Source organism: Duganella sp. 1411 (assembly GCF_017833525.1).
GTDB lineage: Bacteria > Pseudomonadota > Gammaproteobacteria > Burkholderiales > Burkholderiaceae_D > Rugamonas.
The window spans coordinates 2,691,874-2,705,223 of the sequence record NZ_JAFICD010000001.1; the positions used below are offsets into that span (position 1 = coordinate 2,691,874).

Consider the following 13,350-nt stretch of genomic DNA (forward strand, 5'->3'; position numbering starts at 1 on the left):
TGAGTGATGGGGAAAGCGTGAACACATGGTAGCGGGGCCGGCGCTGTGTGATAATGGGGGCAATGCCGCACGGGCTGTACGAAATTTTGCACAATCGAAAGCACCGATGACCACCGACTCCCCCTCCATGGCCGACCTGGCCACGTTCGCGCTGGTGGCCCAGCACGGCGGCTTCCGGCAGGCGGCGCGCGCCGGCGGGCAATCGGCGTCGGCGCTGAGCGAGGCGCTGCGGCGGCTGGAAAACCAGCTCGGCATCCGCCTGCTGCTGCGCACCACCCGCAGCGTCACGCCGACCGAGGCCGGGGCGCTGCTGCTGGCGCGCCTGCAACCGGCGTTGAGCCAGGTGGCCGGCGCGCTCGACGTCCTCAACGAGCTGCGCGACAGCCCGCGCGGCACCCTGCGCCTCAACGTGCCGGTCAGCGCGGCGCGCTTTTTCCTACAGCCGCTGGTCGACCAGTTCATGGCCGCGTACCCGGACATCGTGCTCGACATCGTGATCGACAATAACTTCGTCGACGTCGTCGCCAGCGGCTGCGACGCCGGCATCCGCTACGGCGAGCGGCTGGAACAGGACATGATCGCCCTGCCGATCGGCCCGCGCACGCAGCGCTTCGCGGTGGCGGCCGCGCCGTCCTATCTGGCGCGGCGCGGCGTGCCGGCGCATCCGCGCGACCTGCTGCAACACGCCTGCCTGCGCGGCAAGTTCCTCAGCGGCGCCATCTATCCGTGGGATTTCGAGCGCGACGGCCAGACGCTGACCGTCGATCCGACCGGCCCGCTGATCGTCACGCCGACCGTGATCGACCTGGCCGTGAGCGCGGCGGTGGCCGGGCACGGCGTGATCTACCTGTTCGAGGAGTGGCTCGATCCCCACATCGCCTCGGGCGCGCTGCGGCCGATACTGCGGGACTGGTGGCCGAGTTTTCCCGGGCCGTTTTTATACTACTCGGGCCGGCGGCACCTGCCGGCGCCGCTGCGCGCGTTCGTCGACTTCGTGCGCGCGTCCGGGTCCGCGCCGGCCGCTTAGCCCTCGGGGCGGTAGATGGCGTATCGGGGCTGCTCTTGACGATAGACGGGACCGGGCCAGAAACCCAACTGGACGAAATCCGAGATCCAGTTTTTGCCATCATAGGCCTGGATGTGTCCCGACTTGCTGCCATTGGCGGTGGGCTGGATGACGACGATATCGCCCCTGGCCGGCACGTACGCCGCCAGCGACGGCGGCTTGAATTCGCAAAAGCCGTTCCGCAGCAGCGTCGGCCCGTAATCGCGCGCGTCGACCGGATGGCCGCTGGTGTCGGCGCCGCCGGCTTCCAGCGCCTGGCGAACGTAGGCCGCGCATTTGTGCGTGCTGCAGCTTGCCGCGTGTTGGCGCAGGTGGGTGGCAAAGCGCTCCGTATCGATACACATGATGTCCCTCTCCTATGCGGTTCGACCTGTTGCGGGATCACAAGCGACCATCGGACCGCCCCGGCGCCAAGTAGACGAAATGATTATTTATCCATGCGGGCCGGGCGGGTTTGTGGCCGCTCAAGCGGCGGCGGGCCGGGCGCCGACGACGCCCCACCTTAAAAAGAAACTAAAATCTCCATGGCATAATCGCCGGCAAGCCCGACCCACCAACCCAAACGCGCCCCATGCAACTCCTGCTTGTCGAAGACGACCCCATGCTGGGCGAGACCATCTGCGCCGGCGCCCGGCTGAGCGCCTGGCGCGTCGACCACGTGTGCGACGCGGCCTCGGCGCGCGCCGCGCTGGTCAACCACGCCTACTCGGTGGTGTTGCTCGACATCGGCCTGGCGGGCGAGTCCGGCCTGACGGTGCTGCGCGCGATGCGCGAGCACTACGACGCGACCCCGGTGTTGATCCTGACCGCGCGCGGCCAGTTGAGCGAGCGCATCGCCGGCCTCGACGCCGGCGCCGACGACTACCTGGTCAAGCCGTTCCAGTTCGACGAGCTGTGGGCGCGCGTGCGCTCGGTGATCCGCCGCAGCCAGGGCCGCGTGATTCCGGTGGTCACCTACGGCGACGTGCGGGTCGACCGCGGCCGCCGCGTGGTGCACCGGGGCGAGGCCGAGGTCGTGCTCAGCGCCAACGAGTACCGCACCTTGCTGGCGCTGATGGAGCGTCCCGGCCACGTGGTCACGCGCGACCACCTGCACGACCTGGTCTACGGCACCGCCAGCGCGGTCGAGAGCAACACCATCGCCGTGTTCATCCACCAGTTGCGGCGCAAGCTCGGCGACGATCTGATCCGCACGGTGCACGGCCTCGGCTACGTCATCGGCCAGCCCACGGCATGAAGCCGCGCTCGATCAACACGCAACTATTGCTCGTCATCCTGGGCGTCACCGTGCTGTGCTGGATCGTGGTGGCGACGGTGGTGGTGGCCTATTTGTCGCTCAACCGCGCCAGCACGTGGGACGAGAAACTGGAGGCGATCGCCACGCAGCTGCTGGTGACGATCCCCGCCAGCAGCCGCTTCGAGCGCAAGGCCGGTCCCGGCCTGACATTGCCGGCGCCGGCGCAGCGCGCGCACGATCCGCTGGTGTTCCAGATCTGGATAGCACGCGCCAGGCTGGTGGCGAACACGCCCGGTGCGCCACGGCTGCCGCTGCAACCGAGCTTCGTCGAAGGCGCCGCCTCGACCGTCGTCGAGGGCAAGAAGTGGCGCGTCTACAGCGTCTCCGACCGCGACGGCCGCGTCACCGTGCAGGTGGGCAATCTGCAAAGCGTCGTCGACGCCGACCTGCGGCACACGGCGTGGCACGCGCTGGGGCTGGCCACGGTGCTGCTGTTGCTCGCCGGCGTCATCATGTGGTTCGTGGTGCGCGGCTCGCTCCAACCGGTGCGGGCGTTGGGCGCGGCCATGCTCAAGCGGCGCAGTTTCGATCTGGCGCCGCTGCCGCTGGCGCGCCTGCCCAGCGAGCTGCATCCGCTGGTCACCTCGTTCAACCATGTTTTGAAGCAGCTCGATGACGCCATCGAGGGCGAGCGCCGCTTCATCGGCGACGCCGCCCACGAACTGCGCACCCCGCTGTCGGCGCTGCAGGCGCAAGTCGAGATCGCGCTGCGCGCCGACGATCCCCGCACCACGCGGGAGGCGCTGGAGAAACTGCTGCTGATGGCCAGGCGCAGCACCCGCCTGTCCGAGCAATTGCTCGACCTGGCCCGCCTCAACGCCGGCGCCAAGGCGCTCAAACAGGTGGAGACGGACTTGAGCCGGCTGGTGGAGCACGTCGCGCGCGAATTCGAGGTCTGCGCCGCGCAGAACCGGCGCGCCATCTATTTGAACCTGCGCGCCTGCCCGATCCGCTGCGACATCGACGAAATCGGCATCCTGCTGCGCAACCTGATCGACAACGCGCTGCGCTACACCGGCGCCGACGGCAAGGTGCTGGTCAGTTGCGGCCACCTGGCCGCCGCGGAACCCGGCGCGGCGCCGCAACCGTATCTTGAAGTGGCCGACGACGGGCCCGGCGTGCCGGTGTCGGAACGCGCGGCCATCTTCGTCCGCTTCCACCGGGTCGCGGGCAACCCGATGCGCGGCAGCGGCATCGGCTTGTCGCTGGTGGCCGGCATCGCCGACTTGCACCAGGCCGTCATCGAAACGGACGACGGCCTCGATGGCGCCGGCCTCAAGGTGCGGGTGTTGTTTCCCGCCGTCGCCGGCGCCGCTTAAAGAATTCCTAACAATTCTAAAATGCCGCTAATCCCCGCTTGCTAGCATCCGGTCCCGAGCCTGTCATTCGACCGGCCGTGAACAAGGACCAACTTATGTCGCAACTGCAAAACACCTCGCCGATCCGCCTGCCATCCCTCCACGGCTGGCTGTCGGCCATCGCGCTCGCCGCCGTCGCCGCCGCGCCGGCGTTCGCCCAATCCCAAGCCGAGCCCGGCCGCCCGGCATGGGCGGTGGGCGCCGGCGCGGCCTTGATCGACAAGCCGTACCGCGACGTCGACCGCGAGACGCGCGCGCTGCCCGTGATCGCCTACGAGAACAAATGGGTCGTGGTCGGCCTGCCGACGGCGGACGTCAAACTGTTTTCGACCGATGCCGTGTCGATCCGCTTGCGCGCGCGCTACGCCGGCGACGGCTACGAGGCCGGCGACGCGCCGGTGCTGGCAGGCATGGAAAAACGCAAGGGCAGCCTGTGGGGCGGCGGCGCGCTGATCTGGAAAACCGGCGTGGCCAATCTGTCGGCGGAATTACTGGCCGACACCATGGGCAACAGCAAGGGCACCCGTGCCCGCGCGCAGGTGGACCGGCGCTTCGCGGCGGGCAAGTTCGGCCTCACGCCACGCCTGGCGGTCGAGTGGGTCGACGATAAATACGTCGATTACTACTACGGCGTGCGGCGTTCGGAGGCCACCGCCAGCCGCGCCTTTTACGAAGGCAAGGCCACCACAGTCGTGCATGCCGGCCTGCGCGCTGACTATACGCTGTTCAACCGGCACACCATATTCACCGACCTGAACGTCAGCCGTTTCGGCAGCGCGGTCAAGGACAGCCCGCTGGTGGACAAGCCGAACCAGACCTTGGTGGCGGTGGGTTACATCTATCGTTTCTGATCCGGGCCAACCTGGATGATGGACCCGAATGGTCATGTCTTTCCTTTTCAGCGTTGGGTAGGTCGAAACGACCCCGATTTATAGCACACGGGGTGTTCGATAAGGAAAGTTGGCCGAATCCGCGCCGCCGCCTAAAACTGCTCCCATTCCTCCACGTCGTGTTTGAGCGCCGGTTTTTTCGCGTTGCGTGCGGCGGGCGCCTGTAGTGCGGTCGTGCGCCGCGCCCTCGCTGGTGAAGCGATCGCGCGCGCGGCCGGGGGCGAGGCGGTTTTACCGGCGGCATTGTGCGCCACCTTGAAAACGCTGACGACCTGGGACAAGTCCTTGGCCTGCTCCTGCATCGAGCTGGCGGCGGCGGACGCCTGCTCCACCAGCGCCGCGTTCTGCTGGGTCACCTCGTCCATCTGCGAAATCGCCGAATTGATCTGTTCGATGCCCATGGTTTGCTGCACGCTGGCCGAGGCGATTTCACTGACGATGTCGGTCACGCGGGTGATCGACTGCACGATATCGGCCATCGTCACGCCGGCGTGGTCGACCAACTTGCCGCCGGCATCGACCTTGGTGACGGAATCGTCGATCAGGGCCTTGATTTCCTTGGCGGCGGCGGCGGAACGGTGGGCCAGGTTGCGCACCTCGGTGGCGACCACCGCGAAGCCGCGGCCCTGCTCGCCGGCCCGCGCGGCTTCCACGGCGGCGTTGAGCGCCAGGATATTGGTCTGGAACGCGATGCTGTCGATGACGCCGATGATATCGACGATCTTCTTCGACGAATCGTTGATCGAGGCCATGGTTTCGACCACCTGCGCCACCACGGTGCCACCCTTGACCGCCACCTCCGCCGCCGAGACGGCGAGCTCGTTGGCCTGCCGCGCGTTGTCGGCGTTTTGCTTGACCGTGCTGGTGAGCTCTTCCATCGACGACGCCGTTTCCTCCAGCGAGCTGGCCTGCTCCTCCGTGCGGGCGGACAGGTCGAGGTTGCCCGCCGCGATCTGGTTCGAGGCGGTGGCGATGGTGTCGGTGCCGCTGCGGACCCGGCCGACGATTTCCGCCAGCTGGTTGCGCATCAATTTCATGGAGGACATCAGGTTGGTGTCATCGCCTTCCCGCACCTGGATGTCCGTATCCAAGTTACCGCTTGCAATTTCTTTTGCGACGGACATGGCGTAAGTGGGTTCGCCGCCCAATTGTTTCAAAATACTGCGGGCGATAGCGAAGCCGGCGGCGATCGAGGCCAGCACGCCAATGATGGAGATAATGATTATCAATATTCTGCTGGCGGCATATTGATTATGGGCATCGCTGGCCGTTTGATTGCTGGTTTTTATTTCGTAGTCTCGGAACTCGATCAGCGTATTCACCCATTTATCCAGGGCCGGCCCCGTCTCGCCCATCAATAAATCAGGCGCTTGGGGATCGTTGGCAAAGCCCAGCTCGAACGCCTTTTTAATCATGGGCAACGCGGCGGTTTTTGCTTCGGCCATTTTCACCAAATAGGCTTTTTCCTCGGCGCTCGTATTGGGATCTGCATCGAATATCTTATTAAGATCGGCGGTGTGTGCGTCGTACGTTTGCAAACTCTTTTCGAATGCCTCTTTCTCCTTGGTCATTCTCGGAACATCGGTCAGGACAATCACGTTGCGCATGGCGGTGGAGGCTTTTTGCGCCTCGCCCAGCGCCTGGGAGAGAAGGTTGGACTCCGTCCCGTTGAAATCCACCGTCACGATGAGCGACTCGTTTAAGGCCGCCAGTTTGCTGATGCTCAATACCGACACAATGATCAAAATCACAAGCCCGATACCGAAACCGACCATGAGGCGGGTTCGGATTGTTAATTTGGAAAATATCATGATAGTATTCCATGGAGTTAAACGGTCGTTGCACTGGATAAATGACATTCCAACGTATTCTATTTGGCATAAGCGTACTATGCCGGCCGTAATAACTGCAATGGTGAACTTCAAATGGATTGCCGGGCGCCGCGCGGGATAATTCTTTTATTTAAATATTTTTACGAAAAAGAAAATATTTACTGCGGTTGAAATGGAATGGACGGTGGCCTTGACTTTCCGTCCGGAGCCGGCCTTTTCCTTTGTCGCCTGATATGACTGAATGTCGGGGAAAGACTATTATTTTAAAAGGATAATTTAATAGTCTCTCCCGCCCACGCCTAGGCGCCGTTCGCATGGTTTCCGCTGAGGGACGATTCGGCAACATCCAGCGACGGCGATGCCACGGCATCGAACGGTTCCGGTGTGGCCGGCGCTGCCTTATGGGCAGACTGGCAACCGAGAGGCTGACAACTACCCGTTCCGCGTGAACCGGGCGCGCCGCATTTCAGCCCACTCGATCAGCGCTTGCATGGACGGGCCCAGCGCATAGCCCATGTCGGTGAGTTCATATTCAACCCGTGGCGGCACTTGCGCGAACACTGTCCGAAGCACGATACCGTCCTGCTCCAGCTGCTTGAGCTGCTGTATCAGCATCTTTTGGTTGACGCCAGCGATCAGCCGTTCGAGATCGGAAAACCGCAACGGTGCCTTGGCGGCAAAGAGTTGGCAGAGAATGATGCCGGCACCATGCGCGCCGCGCTCGCGGCCGCCGTCAAGGGTGATGCGGCCGGCAAGCGCGATCAGATGCCGGCGCGGTTCGCTGAACTCGGCCCAAGCCCCACCCATGCCGACATCATCGCAATGAATCGCAAGCTGAATTCCTCGACTAATAACTGAAGCTAATACCTCGTCGGCCGCTTTCAGTGCATTGCCACCGCCCCGGATGGCGCCGATTTCAACCGCTCTATCATCGCGTGAACGGCCTTCATTTGTGGACCATTCTTGAAGGCATAGCTGGGGCCTGTGTAGCCAACCCAGTCCCAGCAGCCTTTCGGATTCAGCGGCTCCGATTTGTTCACTTGGGGATATAACACGATAATGCCGTTGTTGTCGGCCCAGTCGTTATAGCTGCTCTTGCCGTAGAAGTCGTCTTGCACATACTGCGCCGACTGTAGGCATCCATGAAACGCCACGTGCACTTTGCAACTCGTCCCCGCCGAGCAGCTAGCCGGGACATAGACATAGGCGTCGTCTGCCATGCTAGTTGAGTCAGCCGCAAACTCTCGCTGATTGAAGGTCAACAGCTGGCCGGTGCGCGTCTTGGCCGGCGGATTGAGTTTCCCATAAATGTGCGTGAAGATTGCCCCGGGTTGGTCGTACGCCTGTTCCTTTACAGTACATCGGCTAATATAGGGCGTGTCATTTACAGCGCAGCGATTCCCGAATGCTGGAGTCAGCAAGGCATGTCCGGACGGGACTTTGTTTACATAGACCAGATTCGCACTCGCTACGCCTATGCCCTTAAGAAAAGCGACGGTCGAATTTACTGCTGGTTGATATACAACCTTGTCGTTGGTACCGCTGAAAACGTAGATGCGGCGCTTTTTCAGGTTCGCTATCGGGTCGATGTCGCCGTAAGCCGAGAAACTTCGCGTAACTGCCACCATCCATGGCGTGTAGAGTGGCGTGGTAAACGGCGTTCCCATGCAACTGCCGATATTGGCGATATTGCTATATACCTGGCCTGCCGCGCAGTAATACGGCCCGCCAGCCACTATTCCGGCCCCTATCACCGATGCCGAATAGGCGACTTGATATTGCTCCGCCATAAACGCACCTGACGACAGGCCAGAGACCGATGTGCCATCCGCACTCGCGCCCATTGCAAGTAGCGTGTTGCTTGCTTGAGCCCGTGCGGCAAGCGCGAAAATGACGACGACGGCTAGAGAAGAAAGTGGTTTCATTGCAACCCCTACGGCTTGGTTCATAGGAATGAAGGCCAGAATCAATGCCTTTCATTGTGGAATTGACGCACCGCACAATACGTGCATTTGCGATACTCCCACGGTTGAGATGCCTAATGTTCGACCTTTTGAGGAAGTTGTAAAAATACAAATACCCCTCGGAACCAGCCATTGCTGTCGCTGCCTCCTCCGCTGTGAAGCAACCCCTGTTCCGCCGGCCGCTCCGGCAGGATTCAGGACGATGCAACCGCTCCATCGACAAGGTGCGGCCGCATGAGGATGGCGCTGGCGATAACCTGGAACAGATGGTCGACGCGCGCGGCGAACGGCGGCTGGTCGTTGAGCCAGGCGACCATGCCTCGGGTGGCGCCGGGGGAAGTCCTGATCAAGGTGCACGCGGTCGGCGTCAATCCCCCCGACTGGTACCTGCGCGAGGGCTACAAGATGTTGCCGCCCGAGTGGCAGCCGCAGGTGTCCTTTCCGCTCATCCCGGGGACGGACGTCTCGGGCGTCATCGCGGCGGTCGCCGATGACGTGACGCACTTCCGCGTCGGCGACGACGTGTATGCGATGGTACGGTTCCCTTCCGGCCTGGCGGGCGATAGCCGGGCATACGCCGAATACGTCAGCGCGCCGGCGTCGGAGGTGGCGGTCAAGCCGGCCGGCATCGACCACGCGCACGCCGCCGCCGCGCCGATGTCCCTGCTCACCGCCTGGCAGTTCCTGGTCGAGCTTGGGCATGACGTCCAAAACCCGCTGCAGCCGAACCAGCACCAGCCTGTGCCGCTGAAGGACAAGACCGTCGTCGTCAACGGGGCGGCCGGTGGCGTCGGCCACTTCGCGCTGCAAATCGCGAAGCGGCAAGGCGCGCGCGTGATCGCCGTGGCCTCCGGCGAACACGCGCAACTGCTGCGCGATCTTGGCGCCGACCAATTCATCGACTACACCAAGACCGCCGCCGAGGATATCGTGCGCGACGTCGACCTGGTGGTCGACGCGGTTGGCGGCCCGAAGGCCGGCCGCTTCTTACGCACGCTCAAGCGCGGCGGCGCGCTCTTTCCGATCTTCCCGCTGGGCTTCTCCGGCGCCGACGAGGCCGCAAAGCTGGGCGTGACGGTGTCGTCGACGCAGGTACGTTCAAGCGGGCAACAGCTGGCGCAGCTCGCGCCGCTGCTCGATGCGGGCACGATCCGCGCTGTTATCGACAGCAGCTATCCGCTGGCCGACGCCCGGCGGGCACATGAGCGGGCCGCCGGCGGGCATATTCGCGGCAAGATCGTCCTCACGGTGGTTTGATAACGCTGGCGTGGGAGGCCTGAAGGCGCGGCTTATTGCGCGACATACCTCGATGCGAACTGCTTGGCTCGCGCCGCAAGATCTGCATCTTCCGCACGGGACAGGCGGTTCAACACATCATCCAGCCGCTGCGACCAGGGTAGACCCAAGTCCTCCAGCGCAACCAATAGCAAATCCAACCCGGGCGTGACAGTCCCTTCCAGCCGCGTAAGTATCGTCTGCCCCGCAGCCTCCGGATAAAACACTTTAATCAAATGCGCCACGCCGCCAAACCCGTATCCATGGCACTGCTGCCAAAGCTCGGTAAGGCGATCCAGCGAAACCGCCGGAAGAGCCGCCAGGATATTGCTTGCAGCAGCAACCACCCAGCGCGCCGGATGGGCAAGCGCCGCTTCCAATCGAGGTCGATTGATTTTCAGTCCGGGCGCCAGCCCCCAATCAGGGGCGATATCAAGCCCCATTCCAGGAATCCAACGGTAGGGATCACGCTCAGGCTGATTCAGAACTTGTTCGGCATCTGCTGCCAATTGCCCGCTGTCTATCCCCGACAGGGACAACAGAGCCTTGAGAACCTCCTCCACAGCATCCACATCGCTATGCGGCTCCAGCCAAGCCAAGCTATCGCCGCCGCTGGACTCCAGTAGCCCCGTGACCTGTACAAATGCACGCCAATATTGAAGCGATCGGCGCGGCGAGTGAGTCTGCGGTTGCGCCGCCGCGCGCTTCGATACCGCCACGCGCAAAAGCAGATTCATTTCAATCCGTTTGGCTGCAACATATTTCTGCGGCGGGCTCAAGCGGCGCATCAGCGCCTCCGGATCAAGCCAGGGCGAGCGCACCGTGAAGCCTTTATGTTCGGCATATGCTGCCACATCCATGGCGATACGCAAACTTAGCGTGGGATTGGCGGCCAGCGCCTCCAGATACGCCTGCGCATCTGCACGAGACCGGCTGGCGACTATCCTCGATACCATCCCCAGCCGCAGACGGTGCTCGATGTCATGGACCAGCGTGTCCTGTGCGCGCGTCGCCCCCGGATTTTTCAGTTGAAACGCTTGGCCGCCGGGAAGATCCAAGCGATCCAACACAAGTTCTATCTCATCTAGTATCTCGCCATCGCGGCCCGCTTCCAGCGCGCATAAACAGGCGATGGCCCGGGTCCAGCTCTGCCCGGACCTTCGTAAGGGCAGGAACCGCTCTTCCGCGACTGGCATGGCGCGGCAGACGTCACCGAGCGCAAGACCGATGGCATAAGTGTCCTCGTGGTACGGCGTTTGGACCAACAACTTCGTCCGCTCCAGAAGAGCTTCCTGCAAATGCGGGCTCACGTCGGCGCCATTGTCTGCAAGAATGAACAATGCGCGCTCAATTGCAGATGGACTAGCATCGGCACGCGCCAACAATGCAGCGACCAACTCGTTCGCTAAACCGAGTCCTGCCGCAAAACGGAACACCTCTACCCACGCAGGATCGTCGAGGGAACGTTCGATGGCCACTGCCCTCTGCTGGGGGGCCATGTCGGCCAGTCGCCTGGCCGCGCCAAACTCGGCGAAGGTTTGATGGCTGGCAGCGATCAACTCATTGAGGCCGTAATGCAGCGTCTCGAGGATGCCAAGCTGTTCCCAGTGCGCCAGGCATTTCACCGTTGCGTCCATCGCCTCAAGCCTCGCGCCCCTGAATTCAGGCGCCAGCGCGGCGGCGCAGCGCTGCTGGATATCGTCGGCACAGGCCATGGGATCGAGCGTGATTTCCCAGCATATCAAATCAAAAACCAGATTACGCAGCAAGCGCGGCTCGTGAATCTGCCCCGTCCTTGCGTTCATCTCTTTTTCCAGCAGGCTGAAGTAGTTCTTGTAGATTTGAACTTTTGTACGTCCAAGTTGGTATCCATGGCAAATCAATCCGGTCGCCATGCCAAGCAATTGCGGGGTGCTCAGCGTGTCAAGCACCGCCTCGCCTCCGCGCAAACTATCAGCGACACGGCTTTGTACCTCCTTCACGGTTTTAATGGCGGGATCCGCGGCACGCAGCAATTGGCAAAGATTGTCGATGCCCTCGCGTGCGTCCCACCGCAGCAACTCGTAATGAGACCATTCGGCCAACAGGCCGGTCGTATAGCCGATCGGACGCGAAGTCACCACGATGCGCGCCAGCGGATAGCCGGCGGCGAACTTGACCAACGCCTCCGCCAGCTCGCCCTGATGCGCGCGCGTTTCGTCCAAGCCGTCACACAGGATTACCCATTCGCGCAAGTCCGCGCGCAAGACGTCGTTCGCCAGCGACGACGGCATACCTTCCAACCCGAGATCAAACACACTGTCGGCAAAGTTTTTACCGTTTTTCATCTCGACCACAACCCGCTTGAGCGACACCTTCAATACCGGATAGCCTTCGGCCGCATAGCGGTGCGCCAGCCTGGTCATCAATGTGGTCTTGCCCATGCCCGGCCCCGCCAGCACAACGGCCCTGGGCCGGAAATAGGCTGTCCACTCCGCGTCAAACAGGGGCGCGCCGTCGTGCCTTGAGGGCCGCTCGCCAGTATCGCGATAGCGCTGCAAAAGCTGCGGCAAGTCGTTGGGATGATCGGCCCAGTCCGGAAAGTGCCGCATCTTCAAGCCTATCCACGCATCCCGAACCGACAAGGCGACGTTAGTGGCAGGAATGGAGAATTTATCGTTGCCCGCGGCTGTCCATTCCACCAGCCTGGCTAATATCGCCGATGCCGCGCTTGCATCTTGGGACAGCCTGACACCGGCGGCCATCAACACCCGCGATAACGATTCCAGCGTCCACCGCCCGCGCTTTTCGGGAATGAACGTGGCCTCGCGGTAAAGCCGATCCCATGCGGCCCCCTTGTGCTCACCGCACAATTGCGACAACATGAACTTGGCTGACACAACATGAGCACTATCATCGGCACGCGCATGAACGGTGACCACGCGCAAGCGCGCGCAGACATGTTCCGGGTCGAGGTTTTCCTTGCGCAGGCGATCCATGAATTCACTGGAAATGTCATGCACGCTATCCGTGCGCCCTTCGCCAATGCGGTGCACATCCGTCGCCAGCTCTTCAGTAATGGTTCCGCTACTGGTTCCCGACACCGCTAACGCACCGTAGTGTATCGACTTTGACGTGACGGCCCGGGCCAGACTAAGTAACGCATCCCAAAGGTGGGGGCCCCTTGTCAGCCCCTTCTTGACTTGGATTTCCGCGACCACGCCCCCGCTCAATTCGAGCCGCAAGTCATCGCCCGCTCCGCCGGTTTCGGACCACACCGCCAGAGGTTTGTCATCAACGATGCCGTCTAGCCAGTCTAAGGCATGCCCGGCCAACATATGTATGCCGGCAATCGCCGTCACGGCGGCCTGAAAATTCATGCCGCCAGCCGTTGCGGAGCCGCCGCCGGGGTCCCGTTGTCGTTTTACGCCTGGCGCCGCCGTCGAGGCCCGCTTCTTGCCGGTTTTTTGATTCACTCCGCACTCCCTATGCTCATAGGAAACATTCTATACACACAGCACATGGGGTGTCCATCGCAGCGGCAGGGGCATCTTGCGTCGTCAGCCCAACGTGGTTACAGCAAGCTTGGGATAGCAGATCGCGGGGAGCGCGCGCCGGATATGCCGGATCCGTCCCTAAAACCGGTAGAATGTCGGGTTACGCGCCGTGGTCGTTGTGCCCCGGCAAAA

10 protein-coding genes are annotated in these 13,350 nt (G+C 62.6%); 5 read left to right on the top strand and 5 right to left on the bottom strand.

The genetic code is table 11. The features are described 5' to 3' along the window. Window positions 1-106 precede the first annotated feature (106 nt). Complete coding sequence (locus JOD97_RS11265; protein WP_229264273.1) at window positions 107-1,027, top strand: LysR family transcriptional regulator; 921 nt, start codon at window positions 107-109, stop codon at window positions 1,025-1,027. Here JOD97_RS11265 and JOD97_RS11270 read toward each other — a convergent pair. After that, the gene (locus tag JOD97_RS11270) at window positions 1,024-1,410 is read right to left on the bottom strand and encodes a hypothetical protein (protein ID WP_209716639.1); all 387 of its coding nucleotides are present in this window, start codon (window positions 1,408-1,410) and stop codon (window positions 1,024-1,026) included. The two genes, JOD97_RS11265 and JOD97_RS11270, sit on opposite strands and share 4 nt — an antisense overlap. 227 nt (window positions 1,411-1,637) lie before the next feature. Here JOD97_RS11270 and JOD97_RS11275 point away from each other — a divergent pair, with 227 nt between their 5' ends. From JOD97_RS11275 to JOD97_RS11285, 3 genes are all read left to right on the top strand, one after another. Then, complete coding sequence (locus tag JOD97_RS11275) at window positions 1,638-2,303, top strand: response regulator transcription factor (protein ID WP_209716642.1); 666 nt, start codon at window positions 1,638-1,640, stop codon at window positions 2,301-2,303. Next, a complete protein-coding gene (locus tag JOD97_RS11280; protein WP_209716645.1) occupies window positions 2,300-3,682 on the top strand; it encodes a HAMP domain-containing sensor histidine kinase in 1,383 nt (460 codons plus the stop codon). The genes JOD97_RS11275 and JOD97_RS11280 overlap by 4 nt, the downstream gene beginning before the upstream one ends. A 95-nt stretch (window positions 3,683-3,777) precedes the next feature. Beyond that, window positions 3,778-4,572: a MipA/OmpV family protein gene (locus tag JOD97_RS11285; protein ID WP_209716647.1), complete on the top strand. Its 795-nt coding sequence runs from the start codon at window positions 3,778-3,780 to the stop codon at window positions 4,570-4,572. Between the two features lie 131 nt (window positions 4,573-4,703). Here JOD97_RS11285 and JOD97_RS33105 read toward each other — a convergent pair whose 3' ends face one another. The 3 genes from JOD97_RS33105 to JOD97_RS11300 all read right to left on the bottom strand — a co-directional run bounded on the left by JOD97_RS33105 (window position 4,704) and on the right by JOD97_RS11300 (window position 8,398). After that, the gene (locus JOD97_RS33105) at window positions 4,704-6,422 is read right to left on the bottom strand and encodes a methyl-accepting chemotaxis protein (protein WP_209716650.1); all 1,719 of its coding nucleotides are present in this window, start codon (window positions 6,420-6,422) and stop codon (window positions 4,704-4,706) included. Window positions 6,423-6,875: 453 nt separating this feature from the next. Beyond that, entirely contained in the window at window positions 6,876-7,250 is a 375-nt protein-coding gene (locus JOD97_RS11295) for a helix-turn-helix domain-containing protein (RefSeq protein ID WP_229264274.1), read from the bottom strand. 74 nt (window positions 7,251-7,324) lie between these two features. Next, entirely contained in the window at window positions 7,325-8,398 is a 1,074-nt protein-coding gene (locus tag JOD97_RS11300) for a depolymerase (RefSeq protein ID WP_373999835.1), read from the bottom strand. A 243-nt stretch (window positions 8,399-8,641) separates the two neighbouring features. Here JOD97_RS11300 and JOD97_RS11305 point away from each other — a divergent pair, with 243 nt between their 5' ends. Continuing rightward, window positions 8,642-9,664, top strand: coding sequence for an NADP-dependent oxidoreductase (locus tag JOD97_RS11305; protein ID WP_229264275.1), 1,023 nt, complete (start codon window positions 8,642-8,644; stop codon window positions 9,662-9,664). Window positions 9,665-9,696: 32 nt separating this feature from the next. Here the strand turns inward: JOD97_RS11305 and JOD97_RS11310 are convergent, their stop codons facing one another. Continuing rightward, the gene (locus tag JOD97_RS11310) at window positions 9,697-13,137 is read right to left on the bottom strand and encodes an NACHT domain-containing NTPase (protein WP_209716656.1); all 3,441 of its coding nucleotides are present in this window, start codon (window positions 13,135-13,137) and stop codon (window positions 9,697-9,699) included. Window positions 13,138-13,350: the final 213 nt, after the last annotated feature.